The sequence below is a fragment of the Pseudomonas sp. PAMC 25886 genome (assembly GCF_000242655.1).
GTDB lineage: Bacteria > Pseudomonadota > Gammaproteobacteria > Pseudomonadales > Pseudomonadaceae > Aquipseudomonas.
In genome coordinates this window covers 1-19636 of sequence record NZ_AHHC01000007.1, presented here as the reverse complement: position 1 = coordinate 19636, position 19636 = coordinate 1, and the positions used below count along the sequence as shown (strand labels likewise).

Genomic DNA, 19636 nt, shown 5'->3' with positions numbered 1-19636 from the left:
GCCGCTGTTGTCAGCCACCCGCGAAACTCTGTTTATACCGCTACCAGGCGCACGCTCGCGCCTTCGCCAACGCCCAGGGCCTCGGCGGTTTCCAGGTCCAGGGTCACTGGCTTGCCGGGCGCGTAGTCCAGCTCCAGCATCACTGCGCGGTAATCCTGCAACTGGCCGTTGCTGACCAGGTACTGGCGGCCGACACCCTTGGCCATCTCGCCGATCTTCACCGGCACCACACGGCTCTGGGCGATCGAGCGAATGCCCGACACCCGTGCGTGCAGCGTGGGGCCGCCGTCGAAGATGTCGATGTAATGGTCGGTCTCGAAGCCTTCGCGCATCAGGATGTCGAAGGTGATCTGCGCCCGCGGGTGCACCTGGCCCATGGCTTCCTGGGCGGCGTCCGGCAACAGCGGCACGTAGATCGGGTAATGCGGCATCAGTTCGGCAAGGAAGGTCCGGCTCTTCAACCCGCACAGGCGTTCGGCGGCAGCGTAGTTGAGGTCGAAGAAGTTGCGACCAATCGCATCCCAGAACGGCGAATCACCGTTCTCGTCGCTGTAGCCCACGATCTCGGTGACCACCGAATCGGCAAAACGCTCCGGGTGGCCGGCCACGAACAGCAGGCGACCACGGGAGTTGAGTTCCGACCACGGCGAACCCACCAGCTCCGGCACCACATAGAAACTGGTCAACAAGCTGTTGCCGGTCAGGTCGTGGCACTGCGAAAGCACGTGGATCTTGTTGTGGATCTTCAGCTCGCGGGAGGCGTGCACGAAGGTTTCGTTACGGAAGCTGTAGAACGGTTCCGAGTAGCCAGCCGAAGCGACGATGGCCGAGCAGCCCACCAGCTTGCCGGCGGCGGTGTCTTCGAGGACGAAGAAATAGCTTTCTTCACCGTTGAAGCTGACCTCGGCGGCGAAGGACGCTTCGCTTGCGGCGATCTTGTCGCTCAGGCGTTCGACATCATCCGGCAAGGAGGTGACACCAATCGGGCTGTCCGCAGCCAGACGCTGTACCTCGCCCAGATCAGCCATTTGCGCGGGGCGCATCACCAGCATGGTGTCACTCCTTAACTCGAAAAACTCACAGAGGGAAAAATGCCGGACAGGGGGAACTGCCTACACAGGACTTATTGTGTAAGCAGATCCATGTGGGAGCCGGGCTTGCCCGCGATGACGGTGTGTCAGTCAGCACAGATGTTGCCTGTGGCACCGCCATCGCAGGCAAGCCAGCTCCCACACTTGATCCGGTCCGGCCTTAAAATTTTTGTTCGACGCCAGGATCGCCAGGCGCCGAACGGTCCATCAGGCTTGCCTCAGCTTTTTCACAGCACGCTCGAAGCGGTCCAGGCCTTCCTGGATGTCGGCATCTTCCACCACCAGGCTCGGGGCGAAACGCACCACGTCCGGGCCGGCTTGCAGGATCATCAAGCCTTCACGCTCGGCGGCGTTGAAGATGTCCTTTGCCTTGCCCTTCCAGGCATCGCTCAGCACGCAGCCGAGCAGCAGGCCCAGGCCCCGCACTTCGGTGAAGATGCCGTATTGCTGGCCGATCTTCTCCAGGCGGGAAACGAACAGGTCATGCTTGGCATTAACACCGGCCAGCACTTGCGGGGTGTTGATCACGTCGATCACCGCTTCCGCCACCGCGCACGCCAGCGGGTTACCGCCGTAGGTGGTGCCGTGGGTGCCGACCACCAGGTGCTTGGCCAAGTCCTCGCGGGTCAGCATGGCTGCGATCGGGAAACCACCGCCCAGGCTCTTGGCGCTGGTGAGGATGTCGGGCACGACGCCGTAATGCTGGTAGGCGAACAGCTCGCCGCTGCGGCCCATGCCGGTTTGCACTTCGTCGAAAACCAGCAGCGCGTTGTTCGCGTCGCACAGGTCGCGGGCACCTTGCAGGTATGAAAGCTCAGCCGGCAATACGCCGCCCTCACCCTGGATCGGCTCCAGCACCACGGCGCAGGTCTTGTCCGAAACGGCGGCTTTCAGTGCCTCCAGATCGTTGTAAGGCACGTGGGTGATGCCGACGATTTTCGGACCGAAGCCGTCGGAATACTTCGACTGGCCACCCACGTTCACGGTGAACAGGGTGCGGCCGTGGAAGCTGTTCAGCGCGGCGATGATTTCGTATTTCTCGGTGCCGAAGCGGTCGAACGCGACACGACGGGCCAGCTTGAAAGCGGCCTCGTTGGCTTCAGCGCCGGAGTTGCAGAAGAACACACGCTCGGCAAACGTGGCGTCGATCAGCTTGTGGGCCAGGCGCAGGGCCGGCTCGTTAGTGAAGACGTTGGACACGTGCCACAGCTTGTTGGCCTGTTCGGTCAGTGCACCGACCAGCGCCGGGTGGGCGTGGCCCAATACGTTGACCGCGATGCCGCCGGCAAAGTCGATCAGCTCTCGGCCCGCCTGGTCCCAAACGCGGGAACCTTCGCCACGCACGGGGATGAAAGCGGCAGGTGCGTAGTTGGGAACCATGACCTGGTCGAAATCGGCACGTTGCACCGGGGCTTGCTCAACGGACATCGGAGTCTCCTGAAGAGGAACGCCTGCCTGAAACTGGCGGGCGATGCAGGGATTGTAAGGACAGTTTTCAGCGCGGCCTTGCCGCCAAGCGACAACTTCTTATAGCGCCAACCCGTGATTTTCGCGGGTTTACGCCAATGCGACAAATAGCATCGCAATGGCGCAGTTTAAACCGCCCGGCGTGGTTATGGGCGCCGTTGGCCGTAATTGATTTGAACCGGCGGCCGCGAGCGCCAATGCGCAACTATGTAGCTCCCAGGCAGGCGACTGCTTTGTGAAAGTGTTGATCTCATCCGCGTAAAAGGAAAGGCGCCATGCCTGGCATCGACGATCAACGTTTCTCACCTGATGTTGCAGAACAGCCCGACAGCCATTATCAACTGCTGGCCCAGGCCACTCCCGAATGGCTGGTGCTCGCCTCCGTGAACCGCCGCGCACGACTCAAGAACGCCACGCCTCATGTCAAGCCCTGGTACAAAACCGCCACCGGCGAGCAGCACCGCCAGTTACGCCTGCACACCGCCAGCCACTGGACCGCGCAAAACCAGGTCGAGCAACGCCTGGCATCGCTTCAAGACGTCAACGCGTTCGCCGCCCCCTTGCTGGCCGCAGCCCTGAAAAGCCGGTTCGGGCTCACGCTGGACGTCAGGGCCACATTTTTGCGCTTGTACATCCCCGCCACCATTCCCTGGTTTACGGTTAAAACCGGCGCCGCGCGCACCTGGACCGTTTCGCTGCTGGACGCCGCGCTGCACAACTTCGAGGCCAGCGAGACCCGGCCCGACGCCTTCGAGGCCGCCAGCACGTTCATTACCCAGCCCGATGCACGTGGCCACTTCCAGGTGTTGCCCGAGATCAACCGCAGCCTGTCTATCCCCGCGTTTACCCAACTGTGCAGAACCCTGGATATCGGTGCGCAGTACAAAATCTACCTGGAAGAGAACCTGGGCATCACCAATGGCCTGGTCGCGACGGTTCTGCAACGCGAAGTCAGGGCGAGTGAGCGTGCCGCGCTGGAGGCCGCGTTAAAGCTGGCCCATATGAAGGGCGACCTGGACGGTTCTATTTATGAGGCGTTGCAGGGCGTGCTTGATGGCCGGCCCGGCATGCAGATGGCGGGCAAGCCTGTGCATTGTCATGACCTGAGCATGATGTCTGCGCGACTGACCGCGATTGTGCTCTTCGCTCCCGACCTGGAGCGCCATCTCGCCACGGTGCCGGTGGTGGCCTACGTCCCGGACGACCCGGAACACCCCATCAAGCAATACGCCTCGACGGGCGCTCTGTGTGCCGAACTCACCCGGCAACTGCGCAACAGGGACTATCAACATTTCTTCAGCCGGTTCGTCGCCCACGAAGACCGTGGGTTCTTTTTCGCCAACCTCAACGAGCGCCTGAGCAAGATCACCTGGCACCCTCACAACCCTGCCGATCCGCAACCCACCTGGCGCGAAACCCCGCAGGCCCGGCCCAACCTGCAACTGAGTGCGCCGGGGTTTTCCGATGATTTATTGACGCATGTGTATCAGCAAAAGCTCAACAAGATCCTCAATGACGCCCAAGTCATCGCCGTTTCCACCGCCCGGGTCGACCAGAAAGCGCGCTGGGAGCTGTGGGATTCGTTCCAGAAAATCGCCACAACGCTGCTTGATATCGCCGCGCTGGTGGTTGCTCCGCTGGTGCCAGTACTGGGAGAACTGATGATGGCCTACATGGCCTATCAACTGCTGGATGAAACCTTCGAAGGCATCGTCGACTGGGCGCAAGGCCAAACCACTGAAGCCTTTGAGCACCTGATGGGCATGGTCGAGGCGTTGGTGCAACTGGGCACCTTCGGTGCGGGCGCAGCGATTGTCGCCGGTGAGTTTAGAGCGCTGTTACCGCAACGTACGGTCGCCTTCATCGACAGTTTCAAACCGGTTCAGGCTCCCAACGGCAAACCTCTGTACTGGAAGCCTGACCTGAAACCCTATGAGCGCAAAGTCACGCTTCCCGAACACTCAACCCCCAACGAACAAGGTATCCATCAACACCTGGACCAGGCCGTGATCCGCCTGGACGAGACCCCCTACGTGCTGAATAAATCACCCGGCGATGACGACTTCTCGCTGTTGCATCCGGGCCGCCCCGACGCCTATCAACCCAAAGCCTGGCACAACCAAACCGGCGCCTGGCAAACCGAGCTTGATCACCCCTTGTACTGGGACACAGACACACTGCTGCGTCGGCTGGGGCACACGGCAAGCACCTTCAGCCGCGAGGAACTGGAGCAGATACGACGTGTGAGCAACACCCCTGAAAACGTGCTGCGCCAGGTGCATGTTCAGCGCGAGCCCACCCCCGTGCTGCTGGAGGACACACTCAAGCGCTTCAAGATCGAGCAAGACATTTCGGCCTTCATCGAACAAATGAACAGCGACGATCCGGCGGTGTATAGCAACGCGTCCCCCCTGACTCAACTGCAATTACTCTGCGACAGCGGCATCTGGCCCGAAACCAGAACGCTGCAAGTGGTCGATGCCAGAGGCCAGATACTGTGGCAGTACGCGCCCCGCCAGAACGTCCCACGGGTGCGGATCAGCCAGGCGCAACTCACCAGCGGCGACTTGCCGAGAACCTTGCTTTTGTCATTGGATGAGCCTGAGATCAAGACACTGTTGGGCGAGGCGTTTGGTCAACCGCCCCGAGCGCTTGAGGTGCGCGCCCGCCTACTCAGGAAAAAAATTGCACAGACCGCCGAAGCACAAAAAACCAACCTGTTCGAGTCGCGCTACAGGGCCGCGAACCCACCCGAGCACGGCGCCGCTCAGCGACTGATGGACAGTAAACCCGGGCTCCCGGCCTCGGTAGCCAATGTGCTGCTGGAGCAGGCCAGCGACCTGGAGCGGGCAGAACTTCGCAGCGCAAAAATCCCCAAGCGCCTGGACCAACTGGCCAGCTGGGCACGCCAGGAAACCCGCTTGAACCGCGCCTATGAAGGCCTGTACCTCAACGCCCCGACAAACCTGGACACCCACACCCTGGCCCTGCATTCCCTGCCGGAGTTGCCGGGATGGTCGGGCAATGTTCGCCTGGAAGTGCGTGAACACACCTTCAGCGGCGCCCTGCGCGACAGTATTGGCAACGCCACCGCAAAGGAACGCAAAGTACTGGTGCATGAGGAGGGTCAATATCAGGCCTACGACAACGAAGGCCTGCACCTGCAGGGCGATTCCGACTTTTACACGGCGGTGCTGCAAGCCCTGCCCGACAACGAGCGCAATGCACTCAATCTTCACATCCGGCAAGGTCCACAACTACGCCAAGCCCTCGCCAGGGCGGCCTTGCCCCGTGACCGGCTGCGGCCCATTCTCGAGCGCCACCCCGTCAGACCACCCGCCGCCGGTCAAATCCCAAGGCTGCCAGGCGGCCTTAAGGGTTATCCGGAACCCCACCCGCCGATGCCCGCAGTGGGTGCTCCACTGTCTTTGCTCCAGCGCGCACAAGCGCTCTATCCCGCCGACACGCCAGAGCAAAACACACTATTGCTGCAGCGCCTGAATCGTCTCCCGGGCGGTGCATTGCCACAGTTGGAGCAACTGCACGTGGAATACGCACGACTGTCCCGGGATATGGCGGATTGGCGTAGAGACATCCCCCGCACCGATCCACAAACACACGCCCCGCTTTCCGCTGACACCTACGCCTATGAACAGCAAAAACGTGGCGTACTGGCCGAGCAGATCCAACGCTGCTGGCGCCGGGAAACCGAGCCTGCCATGAATGAAGATGGCGAAATTGTCGGCTATAGCCTGGTGTACGAAGAACCCATCATGGGGCAACTGCCCACACTGACAGCCAACTTCGAGCATGTCTCGACACTCGGCTTGATGGGTGATGAAGGCACCTCGGGCGTCCTGGGGTTTATCCAGCACTTTCGCAATCTGCGAACCCTGGAATTGCGCGGCATGCCGCTGGGGGTTTTTCCCGATGAATTGGCGATGATGCCGCACCTGACCGAACTGGTGCTCGACAACTGCAACGTTCAACTGACCGGGCAGAGCCTGGCAGCGCTGTCGTCGATGACGCGCCTGGAATCCCTGGACCTGTTCAACAATCCGCTGGGCAGAGTACCGAGTGTCGAAGCGATGCCCAGCCTCAAGTACCTGGACCTGTCCTCCACCGGGATTGACCAAATCCCGGCCGGCTTACTCACACGCCCCAGGCTTGAAAGTGCAATTCTCAACAACAACCGCATCGCCGAATTGCCCGATGCGATATTCGAACTGTCGGGCGCGATCAGTGAAGGGTTAGACCTGGAGAACAACCCCTTCCCCGAGCCCCTCATCGCGCGTATCAAACAGCATTTCCAGCACACCGGGGAACGCTGGGAAACGACTGCGCCATGGCCAGACATCAACAGCCTCAAAGCACTCTATCCGACCTTCAGCACCCACGAATGCAACCTGTTCATCTTCAACATGCCCGGCAGTCTCGAAGCCGGTCGACTGGAACTGAGCCGCCTGGGCGCCGAGTACGAAAAACTGACAGCAGACCTGCAAGAGTGGCAAATCAGCGTTCCCACGCACCACCCCATCCTGGGCACGGAACTCCCGCAGCAGGTTCGCGCGCAGGAGCAAGTCAAACGCCAGGCGTTCAAGGAATTGCTGGAAGCCTGCTGGCGCCGGGAACTTTCAACGGATGACGCCGACGACGGCCCCACCCTCACCCACGAGCTGAGTTACACCACCACGCTGCTGGGGGATTTCCCCACCGTGACCGCCAATTTTGATCATGTGACACTGCTGTCGCTATACGGCGAAGACGCCACCAGCGGCATCGGCCACTTTCTTGAAAGCTTCCCCAGGCTCAGAAGCCTTTCCATCCAGGGCTACCGGCTGCAACGCATCCCCGAGCAAGTCTTCCGGCTGGCACGCTTGCGTGAACTGATCCTGCCACACGGCGATATCCACCTCACTGTTGAGTCGAACAACGCGCTGGCAGACCTGCACCAGCTGACCTATCTGGACTTGAGCGACAATGTGTTGAGCCTCACGCCGCGGCTGGGCAACCTGCAGCAACTGGCGATCCTGGACTTGCAATCCACCGGTATCCAGCAGGTACCACAAGGGCTGTTTTCATTGAGGAACATCGTCGCCGCCGACCTCAGGGACAATGCGATCCGGCATATCGACAGCGGCATCCTGGAAATGCCCGTGCCCAACTTCAACGCAATACTATGGGACGGGAATCCACTGTCGAGGCCAAGCCTGGCCAACCTTCGACGTTATGCACAACGCCACCGCATGGACCTGCCGACCGAGCAATAAAGCCTAACCGCGCTCGGACGGCACCGACGACAACTCGAACGGGCTGCTGCTGCGGCGCTGGTTACGGTCTTCACGGGGGGTGGCGCCAAAGAAGTTGCGGTAGGCGCTGGAGAAGTGCGGCCCCGAGGAGAAGCCGCACGACAGGCCGATCTGGATGATCGACTTGCTGGTTTGCATGAGCATCTGGCGGGCCTTGTTCAGGCGCAATTCCAGGTAGTACTGGCTGGGAACACGATTGAGGTATTGCTTGAAGATGCGCTCGAGCTGTCGTCGGGACACGCACACATGCTGGGCGATTTCGTCGGTGGTCAGCGGTTCTTCGATGTTGGCCTCCATCAGCAGTACGGCCTGGGTCAGCTTTGGATGACTGGAGCCCAGGCGGTTTTGCAGCGGGATACGCTGGCGCTCGCCGCCTTCGCGGATGCGCTCCACCACCAGTTCTTCCGAGACGGCGCCCGCCAGTTCGGCACCGTGATCACGGGCCAGCACCGCCAGCAGCAGGTCGAGTACCGACATGCCACCGCAGGCGGTCAGGCGGTCACGGTCCCAGTCGAACAGATGGCTGGTGGCGATGACCTTGGGGAAACGCTCGGCGAAATCGTCCTGCCAGCGCCAGTGCACGGCGGCGCGATAACCGTCGAGCAAACCCAGTTGTGCCAACGGGTAAACACCGGCCGACAAACCGCCAATCACGCAGCCGGCGCGCACCAGTTGTTTGAGTGCGGTGCTGAGTTGGGACGCAATGACGGTCGGCGGCTCATCCGCCAGCAGGAACAGCTTTTGAAAGCCTTCCAGCTTGCCGGCCCACGGCTCACCCGGCAGTTGCCAGGCGCCGTCGACTGGCGGTTCGGCCTGCAAAAACGAGAGTTCGTACACCACGTCCGGATGCACCCGCTGAGCAACGCGCAAGGCCTCCTCAGCCAGCGCAAGCGTCAGTGCTTTAGTGCTGGGCCAAATCAGGAAACCAATTCGATGGGCAGTCATGGAGTGCTATCCGAAGCGAAAAACAGTAATGAAGACAAAGGCCAATGCTAGCCCGTAAACCAACACAAATCTCAAAACATATAGAGATCTAATGTGGGAGCTGGCTTGCCTGCGATGGCGGCATGTCTGTGCCAGAGAGGCAAACTGACCCACCGCTATCGCAGGCAAGCCAGCTCCCACAGGGGATCGGGGCCAGCCTTAAAGCTGTGAAGCTTGCACTAATTCAGTGCATAAAAGCAGTTCTGTTTACTTCAAGCTGCCGGAAAGAAACTGCTGCAAACGCTCAGACTGTGGGTTAACCAGCACTTCGCGCGGGTTGCCACGTTCTTCGACGATGCCTTTGTGCAGGAACACCAGTTGGTTGGAGACTTCACGGGCGAAGCCCATTTCGTGGGTCACCACCACCATGGTCCGGCCTTCCTGGGCCAGGTCCTGCATCACTTTGAGCACTTCGCCCACCAGTTCCGGGTCGAGGGCCGAGGTGGGCTCGTCAAACAGCATCACCTCAGGTTCCATCGCCAACGCACGGGCAATCGCCACACGCTGCTGCTCGCCACCGGACATGTGGCCGGGGAACGCATCCTTACGATGGCCCACCCCCACTTTAGCCAGGTAGTGCTCGGCCTTTTCCCGGGCATCTTTTTTCGACATGCCGAGGACGTGCACCGGCGCTTCCATGACGTTTTCCAGCGCCGTCATGTGGGACCACAGGTTGAAGTGCTGGAACACCATCGACAGCCGCGAACGCATGCGTTGCAGCTGTTTGGGGTCCGCGGCTTTCATGGCGCCGTCTTTGTTGGCCACCAGTTTCAGCTCTTCGTTATTGAGCAGAATCTTGCCGGCGTGGGGTTGCTCCAGCAGGTTGATGCAGCGCAAAAAGGTACTTTTGCCCGAACCACTGGACCCGATGATGCTGATCACATCACCGGCCGCGGCGGCCAGGGACACACCTTTGAGCACTTCATGACTGCCATAGCGTTTATGCAGGTCTTGGACTTCAAGTTTGTACATGCGGTCGGTTCTCACAAAAACAGTTGGTCAGTCGTTGAGCAAGCGCCCGTGCCGCAGCGCTTCGCGCCCCGCCACCTTGGCCAGCCAGAAACCCGCTTGGGCATAACGCAGCCGTTCAACGGCAAACAACACCCCAGGCGTGCCCGCGCAAACAATGCTCACGCGGTCGGACAAGGGATCGATCACTTCAAATATCGGGTCGCCGGCTTCCACGACATCCCCGGCTTTACGCAGGTAACTGATCACGCCGGCGTGGGGCGCGAACAACAACTCGGTGCCTTCAAAGGGCAGGCCTTCGCAGGGTTCGTGTTGCGGCGCGGGCCATTCACCACGGATCAGGCCTTGCTCGGCGAGGAACGCCAGAATGCCTTCGGCGTGGAAAATCGCTTCGTCACGGCCGGTGTCGGCCTGGCCGCCCAGCTCCAGGGTCGTCGCCAGGCACGCCAGTGGAATCTGCGCCTCGGGAAACGCCCGGGATAAGCGCAACCACGGCAGCGAACAGGCTTCGTCAAACGAACTGCCGCCGGAATCTTCCGCCAGCAGGCCGACCTTCACATTCAAATGCGCAGACAGCGATCGCCACTGCGGCCAGTGCTGCGGCAGCGCGTACATGTGCAGCGCGGCCTCGGCATCGCAATGCAAGTCGAGGACGACGTCGGCGGTGCACGCATGGCTCAGTAAAACCCGCTGCATGCCTTGCAACTGGCTACTGGGCGCCGGCAGGGCGTTGAGCGCATCGGTCATGGCCTGGCGGATCATCCGGACGTTGGCGTGCGGGTCATCGCCCAAGCGGTCCTGGAGCAACGCGGCAACCGGCTCGCTCAACTCAACGAAATCCCGGTTGAAATTCTTGCCGCTGCCGATCTCGAAACGGCCCTGGTGGCTGCCTTGCAGCAACTGCCCAAGGCCCATCGGATTGGCCACCGGCACCAGCTCGATCACGCCGTTAAGAGCGCCTTGCTGTTCCAGTTCGGCCAGGCGCTTCTTCAGCTCCCAGGCGGCACGCATGCCGGGCAATTCATCGGCGTGCAGGCTGGCCTGGATATAGGCCTTGCGCTCGCCGCTGCCGAAACGGAACACCGTCAGCTGGCGTTCGCAGCCCAGGTGACCCCAGGGCAACAGGTGATCGATACGTTCCATATCAATGCTTCCGTGGAGCCAGGTAGCTCAGCCAGCGGCCTTCGGCCAACTTGAACAGGCGCACCAGGATGAAGGTCAGGCACAGGTAGAACGCGCCGGCGGTGATATAGGCTTCGAACGGCAAGTAGTACTGGGCGTTCACCGTGCGCGCGGCACCGGTGATGTCGATCAGGGTGACGATGGAGGCCAGGCTGGTGGTCTGGAGCATCATGATCACCTCGTTGCTGTATTGCGGCAGCGCCCGGCGCAGGGCCGATGGCAGCAGGATCCGGCGATACAGCTTGTAGCGCGACATGCCCATCGCCTTGGCCGCTTCGATCTCGCCATGGGGCGTGGCCTTGAGGCTGCCGGCGATGATTTCGGCGGTGTAGGCGCTGGTGTTTACGGCGAACGCCAGGCACGCGCAGAAGGTCGCGCTGGACAGCAGCGGCCACAGGAAGCTTTCACGCACCGCTTCAAACTGGGCCAGGCCGTAGTAGATCAAGAACAGCTGCACCAGCATCGGCGTGCCACGAATCACGTAGGTGTACAGCCAGGCCACGCCGTTGACGATTGGTTGCTTGGACACGCGCATCAGGCCTAGGGGCAAGGCCGCGAGCAAGCCGAAGAACAGCGAAATGGCCAGCAGTTTCAGGGTGGTCAGCAAGCCGCCGAGGTACAGCGGCATGGCCTCCCAGATGACGTTGTAGTCGAAGATCATAGATCAGCCGCCTTTACGCCTACCGAGTAGCGCTTCTCAAGATGACGCAGGGCCAGCAACGACACGCTGGTGATCACCAGGTACATCGCCGCCACTGCGAGGAAGAAGGTAAAAGGTTCGCGGGTGGCGTCTGCCGCCTGCTTGGCCTTGAACATCATGTCTTGCAGGCCCACCACCGAAATCAGTGCGGTGGCCTTGGTCAGTACCAGCCAGTTGTTGGTAAACCCGGGGATCGCCAGCCGAATCATCTGCGGCACCATCACCCGGAAAAACACCTGGAAGGGGCTCATGCCATAAGCAAGGCCGGCTTCGGCCTGGCCCTTGGGAATGGCCATGAAGGCGCCACGGAAGGTTTCCGAGAGATAGGCGCCAAAGATGAAACCCAGGGTGCCGATGCCGGCGGCCAAGGGGTTCAAGTCAATGTAGTCGTTGTAGCCGAGCAGCGGCGCAACGCGGTTAAGCAGGTCCTGACCGCCGTAGAAAATCAGCAGGATCAGCACCAGGTCGGGGATCCCGCGGATCACCGTGGAGTACAGGTCGCCCAGCCAGGCCAACCAGCGCACCGGCGACAGGCGTAACGCGACCCCGATCAGACCCAGAACAATGGCCAGGGCCATGGACGACAAGGCGAGCTGAAGCGTCAACCATGCGCCATCGAGGATGACAGCCCCGTAGCCTTTCAACATGATTCAGGTCCTCGAAAAGGGGGATGAAAAAATGGCGCAAACTTCAGAGACCCTGTTGCTTGCGCCATTCTGGACAGACAGCTGCGACGGTTTACTTGGCTTCTGGGCCGTAAATGTCGAAGTTGAAGTACTTGTCCTGGATTGCCTTGTATTTGCCGTTGGCACGGATCGCGGCGATAGCAGCGTTGATGCGGTCCAGGTTTTCCTTGTCGCCTTTACGCACGGCGATGCCGATGCCGTCGCCGAAGTATTTGGCGTCGGTGAAGGCCGGGCCGATGAACGCGTAGCCTTTACCGGCTGGCGTGTCGAGGAAACCTTCCTGCAACAGGGTGGCGTCGGCCACGGTGCCGTCGAGACGACCGGCTTCTACGTCCAGGTAGATTTCGTTCTGCGAGCTGTAAGGCACCACGGTGGCGCCTTTCGGAGCCAGGACTTCCTTGGCGAAACGGTCGTGGATCGAACCGCGCTGTACGCCGATCTTCTTGCCTTTCAGTTCATCCAGGCTGTCGCTGACAACGGTACCTTCCTTCAACACCAGGCGCGCCGGGGTCAGGTAGTAACGGTTGGTGAAGTCCACGGACTTCTTGCGATCTTCAGTGATGGACATCGAGGACAGGATAGCGTCGATCTTGCGCACTTTCAGCGCCGGGATCAGGCCGTCGAATTCCTGCTCGACCCAGGTGCACTTGACCTTCATCTCTTCGCACAGGGCGTTGCCGATGTCGTAGTCAAAACCGACGATGCTGCCGTCCGGTGCCTTGGAGGCAAACGGAGGGTAAGCCGCTTCAATACCAATCTTCAGGGGCTTGCCTTCGGCGAAAGCCTGCATGGACAGCACGGACAGCGCCAGGGCGCCCAACAGCACGAGTTTCTTCATCTTGGGACTCCATCGGTATAGGGCAAAACAGCAGTATGAGCCAGAGCCCACGATGCGACTGAGTGAAACCGAATAGCGTTGCTGCGTCCTGCGCCAGTTCAACATCGGCGACGACGAGCGAGTGATCGGCATTCTAACGACAGGCCGGAAGCCGATATTTCCTCAATGCGACAACAATTTACAGAAGCACCGAGAAAGCGGTTCCAGCACATTGACAGCCTCTGGATTTTATGCAGAGGCAAAAGATATTAAACCTGTTAACGCTGCAAATTGCGGGCCTATTATTCGCAAACCCTTCTAGCACGGCAAGTGTAGCGTTTGATCTAATTTTTCAGGGCGTCTAAAACGCGGGTTTTCGGGACACGGGCGTAGCACTTTGCCTCATGTTTGGGCGCGGGGTTACACATTTACGGGGTTCGGTAACATTCAGAAACTTCCTACAATGAAAACCGATATTTATTGGTATGGGAGTTGAAACGCGATCCACTGTGGGAGCTGGCTTGCCTGCGATGGCGGTGGGCCAGCCAACACAGTGGGGTCTGATACGCCGCCATCGCAGGCAAGCCAGCCCCCACATTAATGCGGTCTTGGCAGTGGCATTTGCCGCTCCTCACAAAAAAGCCCCACCCGGCCTACGCCGAATGGGGCTTTGCCCTACAACCCCGCCTTACGCGACGTTCATGGTCTTGTGCGTCTCGATCAAATGCGCCACCACACTCGGGTCCGCCAGGGTGGAGATATCCCCCAACCCGTCGTATTCAGCGGTCGCAATCTTGCGCAGGATCCGGCGCATGATTTTCCCCGAACGGGTCTTCGGCAAGCCCGGCGCCCACTGGATCACATCCGGTGAAGCAATCGGCCCGATCTCTTTACGCACCCAGTTTTTCAGCTCCAGACGCAGCGCTTCATTCGGCTCTTCGCCGTTTTTCAGCGTCACATACACATAGATGCCCTGGCCTTTGATGTCGTGCGGCACACCCACCACCGCCGCTTCCGCGACTTTCGGGTGGGCAACCATCGCGCTTTCAATCTCGGCGGTCCCCATGCGGTGGCCGGACACGTTCAGCACGTCGTCCACACGCCCGGTAATCCAGTAGTAGCCATCCTCGTCACGGCGTGCACCGTCACCGGTGAAGTACATGCCACGGAAGGTCTTGAAGTAGGTGTCCACAAACCGGTCATGGTCGCCGTACAGGGTACGCGCCTGGCCCGGCCACGAATCCAGAATCACCAGGTTGCCCTCGGCGACGCCTTCGATCAGGTTGCCCAGGTTGTCCACCAGTGCCGGCACCACGCCAAAGAACGGCCGTGCCGCCGAACCCGGCTTGAGCGCATGGGCGCCCGGCAACGGGCTCATCATGTTGCCGCCGGTTTCGGTCTGCCACCAGGTGTCCACGATCGGGCAACGGGATTGGCCGACGTTCTTGTAGTACCAGTCCCACGCTTCCGGGTTAATCGGCTCACCCACCGAACCCAACAGGCGCAAGCTGCTGCCGTCGGCGCCTTCCACGGCGGCCTTGCCGGAGGCCATCATGGCGCGGATCGCGGTCGGTGCGGTGTAGAGGATGTTGACCTGGTGCTTGTCGACGATCTTCGCCACCCGGGTGATGTCCGGGTAGTTCGGCACGCCTTCGAACATCAGCGTGGTCGCGCCGTTGGCCAGTGGGCCATAGACAATATAGGTGTGGCCGGTGACCCAGCCGACGTCGGCGGTGCACCAGTAGATTTCGCCCGGGCGGTAGTCGAACACGCGCTCGTGGGTCAGGGCTGCATACAACAGGTAGCCGCCGGTGGTGTGCTGCACGCCCTTCGGCTTGCCGGTGGAACCCGAGGTGTAAAGGATGAACAGTGCTTCTTCGGCGCCCATCTCTTTCGGCGCGCACACGGTGCCCGCCACTTTCATCAGGTCTTCGTACCAGATGTCGCGATGCTGGTTCCACTTGATGTTGCCGCCGGTGCGCTTGCACACAATGACTTTCTGGATGCTGCTGGTTTCCGGGTTGGTCAGGGCGTCGTCGACGTTGGCCTTCAGGGAAATTTTCTTGCCGGCACGGATGCCTTCGTCGGCGGTGATCACCACCTTGGATTTGCAGTCGATGATCCGACCGGCCAGGGCTTCTGGCGAGAACCCGCCAAACACCACCGAGTGAATCGCACCGATCCGGGCACAGGCCAGCATGGCGACCGCAGCTTCGGGAATCATCGGCATATAGATAGTCACCACGTCGCCGCGGTGCACATCCTGGCCGCGCAGGGCGTTGGCGAACTTGCAGACTTCTTCATGCAGCTCGCGGTAGGTGATGGTGCGGCTTTCGGCAGGGTCGTCGCCCTCCCAGATGATTGCCGCCTGGTCGCCACGCTCGGCGAGATGACGGTCCAGGCAGTTGTAGGAAACGTTGAGGGTGCCGTCGGCAAACCACTTGATGTCGACATGGTGATCGTCGAAGGAGGTCTGCTTCACCGTGGTGAAAGGCTTGATCCAGTCAAGGCGCTTGGCTTGCTCGCGCCAGAAACCGTCGGGGTTGACCACCGACTGCTGGTACATGGCCTTGTAGGTCGCCTCATCGGTCAGCGTGTTGGCTGCTACTTCGGGGCGAACGGGGTACAGAGAAGCCGCACTCATCTTTCTTACCTCGGTGACATAGTTGTTGTTGTATGGCCCTGTTGTAGCCGGGCCGGGCCTATAGAACCATTCGACGATGGTAGTAACAAGCCCCTACAAATTGCCCACCTATACCCCGGCGGCGCTCTGGCCCGCGGCCTGTGGCGCTTTGCAGGTTTCTGAAAAAACCTTCATCTCGGGATTGTTACAAAAACCACCAATAGTGTTTATCAAAAGCACGGGTATATGAATTAAACCCGTGCGCCTAAAATCAACCACGCCATCAAGGCACTGTGATTAACAACGTAACAGCCCCCACGAAGGCAACGTTAATCCGAACTTCCCAATCAAGTTACACACGTGGCCTCACAAGGGCCCCGTGACCCCTTTCGACCGCCAAAAGGTAAATAGTAAAATGAAAGCGTTATTAGTTATGGCCCTTAGCAGCTTGTGCGCCACCGCCGCCCTGGCCGACGAAGCCCCGACTGACGTAGCCAGCCAGAGCACTCCGATTGTTGAGGATTACACTTACAGCACCCACTTGGACGTCGCTAAAGTTTTGTCGATGAGCAATGTTCCGGATGTATGCGAAGTTGTACCGGTAAAAATGGAATATGAAGATTCACAAGGTCAGCGTCATATTCTTCAATATCAGGTCATGGGTAACGGTTGCTCTAACGGCTGATAACTTCGTTAGTTGCCATTGACTCAGATCTTATTCGCCGCAAGAAATCGTTCTTGCGGCAAAGAGCCGGCTTCTCCCCCCCACCGCTTAAATCGAATGCTACGATTGTGGCGCCGCCACCTCACCTGCACGGCAGGATGCATTCATGCGAGCCAGTTTCGAAAAAATCCCAACCGAGGCGAACACCTCCTGGACCCTGCTGAACAGGCGTCTACCGGAGGCGATTCCGTTTGAATGGCATCACCATCCCGAATACGAACTGACCCTCACCCTCAACAGCCGCGGGCACCGCTATATCAGCAACGATGTGGCGCTGTACGATGATGGCGACCTGGTGCTGGTGGGCCCGAACGTGCCCCACAGCTGGTCTTCCGCCGAGCTGATCGACCCCGCCACACCGCACATTGCCCTGGTTATCTGGTTTTCCGAGGCCTGGGCGGATTCGCTGGTGCAGCTGTTTCCGGAGATGGCATCGACGCGCGCACTGTTGGCTGCAGCGCGGCAGGCACTGAGCTTCAGTGACGCCACGTCCCGGGCACTGCGGCCGGTGATCGAAGCCATGGTCGAGCAAGACGCCTCCCAGCGGCTGATCTCGTTGCTCACCGTGCTCAACACATTGTCCCGGGACATCGCCGCGCAGCGCATTGCGACAGAACACGCAGCCCCTCACATCGTTGAAGACGCCCGCATCCGCCGCGTCCTGGACCACTTGCACGGCCACTATGCGCAACCTGTGGGCATTCCCGAATTGGCGCAAATGGCCTGCGTCAGCGTCTCCGCCTTCCACCGAATGTTCCGCAAACACACACGCTGCACGGCACTGGACTACATCGTTCGGCTGCGTATCGGACACGCCTGCGCGCTGTTGATGCAGGGCAACCTGGCGGTCAGCGCGATTTCCGAACAGGTGGGCTATGCCTCCCAGGCGTTGTTCAATCGGCAGTTCAAGGCGCACAGGGGCATGACGCCTTCACACTTTCGGGCTCAGCACGGCCATCACTTTCAATAAGCCGATTCTTCTACACGCCTTACAACAAACGCCAGAATCGTACTGCTCAACGCTCCAAATCAGGCTGCCGCCCGAGCAGGCCGGAGTGATTCCATACCTGTATGCACAACAACAATACAGGTCACCCCATGAGCAACTACCACGCCTTCGAATGTGCCGAGCTACCGGACGACTACAAGCGCAGCATCGTCGCGATGAAAAAGGCATTGCGCGCGCAAATCGGCGATGTGCCCGCGCTGTTGGCCGAAGTCAGCGAGTTCATTAGAGCTGAAATCGCCTCGATCAAGGCTACTACCGCCTGGCCCGAACTCGACTTTGAGACCATCGCCAACGGCCGGGTCACCGAAGAACAACGAGCCCTCATCAAACGCCGGGGCTGCCTGGTGATCCGCAACCACTTCCCCCGCCTGCAAGTGTTCGGGTGGGACAAAAGCCTGCTGGACTACCTCGACCACAACCATTTCGACGAGGTGTACCGCGGCCCGGCCGACAACTTCTTCGGCAACCTCGAAGCCTCACGCCCGGAAATATTCCCCATTTATTGGTCCGACGCCCAGATGCAGGTGCGCCAACACGAACGCATGGGCGCCGCACAGTCATTCCTCAACCGCCTGTGGACCATCAACTCCCAGGGCCGGCAATGGTTCGACCCGGACGTCAACGCGCTGTACCCCGACCGCGTGCGCCGCCGCCCACCCGGCACCACCTCCAAAGGGCTTGGCCCACACACCGATTCGGGCGCGCTGGAACGCTGGCTGCACCCCGCCTACCTCAAGGTGTTCGACAAGATCTACCGCAACGACTTCAAGTCCTACGACCCCTGGGACGCCGCGCATCGCACCGAAGTCGATGAATACGCCTACAAGGACACGGTGAAATGCTCGGCCTTCCGCACCTTCCAGGGCTGGACCGCGCTGTGCGACATGCAGGCCGACCAGGGCGTGCTGCATACCTTGCCGATCCCCAAGGCCATGGCCTACCTGCTGCTGCGGCCGTTGCTGGACGACGTCCCCGAAGATGAGCTGTGCGGTGTTGCACCGGGCAAAGTGCTGCCGATTTCAGAGAAATGGCACCCGCTGCTGGTCCAGGGCATGACCCCGATCCCTGATGTGCAGGCTGGCGATTCAGTGTGGTGGCACTGCGACGTGATCCACAGCGTCGCCCCAGTCGAAAACCAACAAGGCTGGGGCAACGTGATGTACGTGCCCGCCGCGCCCATGTGCCCGAAAAACCAGCGGTACGCCAAGGATGTGCTCCGGGCGTTCGAGCAAGGGGTTTCGCCGGATGACTTTGCCCGGGAGGACTACGAGAAAGACTGGAAAGACCGCTTTATGACACCACAACTGAATGCCCTCGGCCGTAAAGGGCTGGGGCTGGAATAAACACCACTCCGGCGCATCGAAACAAACGCCTACCGCCCGTCAAAAAAATCCAAGCCAGGCAAAGCCTTGTAAACCCGGACCTTGGCTGCAAACACCACCATTTTGGCCGCTCGCCGAGACCATCCGCCGCAACACAAAGCCGAATTTTTCCCTATAATGCGCGGGTAAATCGGGCCTGCAATATCCCTTTACACTGGGATGAAGAACCAGACCTGAGGCCCCGCTGGAGCTCGCAAGCATCGCTCCGCCCCTCAAGCCTCAAGCAGAACACCCGTAACCCTGATTCCGTTTAATGCGTGCGCTAGCTGCAACAAACGATTCCTTAAGATCCACCGCGGCCTTTGGGCCGTGTGAACACCCCACCATCCGGTTTCACACGGGCACCTTAGAGCCCTCACGCAGGAGACGACACGTCATGCTGAGCTGGGACGAGTTCGACAAAGAAGAAGACGGCGAAGTAGTTGCCAAAGGCGCCAACGCCGGCCACGCCACCGAAGCCAACATGGACCGCCTCGACGGTGCCGGTGCTGCCGCCGCCATCGAAGCCCGCGCCGTCACCGCCGCTGACTCCGCCGCCATCGTGCGCGCCAAGGCCGCCCTCGACAAACTCGACGTCGCCGAAGGCCTCGCCGAACTCGAAGGCTCTGCCGCCCGCGTCGCCGTAGACGAAAAGCGCATGATCAACTGCCGCGCCGACCTCAACCAACTCGTGCCTTTCAAGTACGACTGGGC

13 protein-coding genes and 1 pseudogene are annotated in these 19636 nt (G+C 60.4%); 5 read left to right on the top strand and 9 right to left on the bottom strand.

Translation table 11 applies throughout. The features are described 5' to 3' along the window. Positions 1-32: 32 nt before the first annotated feature. The gene (gene aruF / locus MUM_RS0100290; RefSeq protein WP_010165630.1) at positions 33-1052 is read right to left on the bottom strand and encodes an arginine/ornithine succinyltransferase subunit alpha; all 1020 of its coding nucleotides are present in this window, start codon (positions 1050-1052) and stop codon (positions 33-35) included. 246 nt (positions 1053-1298) lie between these two features. Continuing rightward, positions 1299-2519, bottom strand: a complete 1221-nt coding sequence (locus MUM_RS0100285) for an aspartate aminotransferase family protein (protein WP_010165628.1) — start codon at positions 2517-2519, stop codon at positions 1299-1301. Between the two features lie 314 nt (positions 2520-2833). Here MUM_RS0100285 and MUM_RS01000000132365 point away from each other — a divergent pair, with 314 nt between their 5' ends. Next, the gene (locus tag MUM_RS01000000132365; RefSeq protein WP_010165626.1) at positions 2834-7828 is read left to right on the top strand and encodes a dermonecrotic toxin domain-containing protein; all 4995 of its coding nucleotides are present in this window, start codon (positions 2834-2836) and stop codon (positions 7826-7828) included. Positions 7829-7831: 3 nt separating this feature from the next. Here MUM_RS01000000132365 and MUM_RS0100275 read toward each other — a convergent pair whose 3' ends face one another. From MUM_RS0100275 to acs, 7 genes are all read right to left on the bottom strand, one after another. After that, the gene (locus tag MUM_RS0100275) at positions 7832-8812 is read right to left on the bottom strand and encodes a GlxA family transcriptional regulator (protein ID WP_010165624.1); all 981 of its coding nucleotides are present in this window, start codon (positions 8810-8812) and stop codon (positions 7832-7834) included. A 246-nt stretch (positions 8813-9058) separates the two neighbouring features. Further along, entirely contained in the window at positions 9059-9823 is a 765-nt protein-coding gene (locus tag MUM_RS0100270; RefSeq protein ID WP_003214336.1) for an ABC transporter ATP-binding protein, read from the bottom strand. 27 nt (positions 9824-9850) lie between these two features. Then, positions 9851-10963, bottom strand: a complete 1113-nt coding sequence (locus tag MUM_RS0100265) for a succinylglutamate desuccinylase/aspartoacylase family protein (protein ID WP_010165620.1) — start codon at positions 10961-10963, stop codon at positions 9851-9853. 1 nt (position 10964) lies between these two features. Then, positions 10965-11663, bottom strand: a complete 699-nt coding sequence (locus tag MUM_RS0100260; RefSeq protein ID WP_010165618.1) for an ABC transporter permease — start codon at positions 11661-11663, stop codon at positions 10965-10967. After that, on the bottom strand, positions 11660-12349 hold the full coding sequence (locus MUM_RS0100255) for an ABC transporter permease (RefSeq protein ID WP_003214341.1): 690 nt from the start codon (positions 12347-12349) through the stop codon (positions 11660-11662). Before MUM_RS0100255 ends, MUM_RS0100260 begins: the two co-directional genes overlap by 4 nt. Before the next feature lie 91 nt (positions 12350-12440). After that, positions 12441-13226 (bottom strand): ABC transporter substrate-binding protein, encoded by a 786-nt coding sequence (locus MUM_RS0100250; RefSeq protein ID WP_010165608.1) that lies wholly within the window; start codon positions 13224-13226, stop codon positions 12441-12443. Between the two features lie 667 nt (positions 13227-13893). Next, positions 13894-15849: an acetate--CoA ligase gene (gene acs / locus MUM_RS0100245; protein ID WP_010165606.1), complete on the bottom strand. Its 1956-nt coding sequence runs from the start codon at positions 15847-15849 to the stop codon at positions 13894-13896. 394 nt (positions 15850-16243) lie between these two features. On the opposite strand from acs, the gene MUM_RS0100240 reads away from it, so the two are divergent. The 4 genes and pseudogenes from MUM_RS0100240 to MUM_RS01000000132360 all read left to right on the top strand — a co-directional run. After that, positions 16244-16513, top strand: a complete 270-nt coding sequence (locus MUM_RS0100240; protein ID WP_010165605.1) for a DUF2790 domain-containing protein — start codon at positions 16244-16246, stop codon at positions 16511-16513. Positions 16514-16658: 145 nt separating this feature from the next. Further along, positions 16659-17522: a helix-turn-helix domain-containing protein gene (locus tag MUM_RS0100235; RefSeq protein WP_010165603.1), complete on the top strand. Its 864-nt coding sequence runs from the start codon at positions 16659-16661 to the stop codon at positions 17520-17522. 128 nt (positions 17523-17650) lie between these two features. Further along, entirely contained in the window at positions 17651-18904 is a 1254-nt protein-coding gene (locus MUM_RS0100230; RefSeq protein WP_010165601.1) for a DUF1479 domain-containing protein, read from the top strand. Positions 18905-19319: 415 nt separating this feature from the next. Continuing rightward, positions 19320-19636 (top strand): annotated as a pseudogene (locus MUM_RS01000000132360) (ribonucleotide-diphosphate reductase subunit beta); the annotation flags it as partial.

What these genes read in the sequence shown, in the direction of transcription:
- MUM_RS0100285 (WP_010165628.1), bottom strand. Translation starts at nt 2,519, where the DNA reads ATGTCCGTTGAGCAAGCCCCGGTGCAACGTGCCGATTTCGACCAGGTC.
- MUM_RS0100255 (WP_003214341.1), bottom strand. Translation starts at nt 12,349, where the DNA reads ATGTTGAAAGGCTACGGGGCTGTCATCCTCGATGGCGCATGGTTGACG.
- MUM_RS0100265 (WP_010165620.1), bottom strand. Translation starts at nt 10,963, where the DNA reads ATGGAACGTATCGATCACCTGTTGCCCTGGGGTCACCTGGGCTGCGAA.
- MUM_RS0100270 (WP_003214336.1), bottom strand. Translation starts at nt 9,823, where the DNA reads ATGTACAAACTTGAAGTCCAAGACCTGCATAAACGCTATGGCAGTCAT.
- MUM_RS0100275 (WP_010165624.1), bottom strand. Translation starts at nt 8,812, where the DNA reads ATGACTGCCCATCGAATTGGTTTCCTGATTTGGCCCAGCACTAAAGCA.
- MUM_RS01000000132365 (WP_010165626.1), top strand. Translation starts at nt 2,834, where the DNA reads ATGCCTGGCATCGACGATCAACGTTTCTCACCTGATGTTGCAGAACAG.
- MUM_RS0100260 (WP_010165618.1), bottom strand. Translation starts at nt 11,663, where the DNA reads ATGATCTTCGACTACAACGTCATCTGGGAGGCCATGCCGCTGTACCTC.
- MUM_RS0100230 (WP_010165601.1), top strand. Translation starts at nt 17,651, where the DNA reads ATGAGCAACTACCACGCCTTCGAATGTGCCGAGCTACCGGACGACTAC.
- aruF (WP_010165630.1), bottom strand. Translation starts at nt 1,052, where the DNA reads ATGCTGGTGATGCGCCCCGCGCAAATGGCTGATCTGGGCGAGGTACAG.
- MUM_RS0100250 (WP_010165608.1), bottom strand. Translation starts at nt 13,226, where the DNA reads ATGAAGAAACTCGTGCTGTTGGGCGCCCTGGCGCTGTCCGTGCTGTCC.
- acs (WP_010165606.1), bottom strand. Translation starts at nt 15,849, where the DNA reads ATGAGTGCGGCTTCTCTGTACCCCGTTCGCCCCGAAGTAGCAGCCAAC.
- MUM_RS0100240 (WP_010165605.1), top strand. Translation starts at nt 16,244, where the DNA reads ATGAAAGCGTTATTAGTTATGGCCCTTAGCAGCTTGTGCGCCACCGCC.
- MUM_RS0100235 (WP_010165603.1), top strand. Translation starts at nt 16,659, where the DNA reads ATGCGAGCCAGTTTCGAAAAAATCCCAACCGAGGCGAACACCTCCTGG.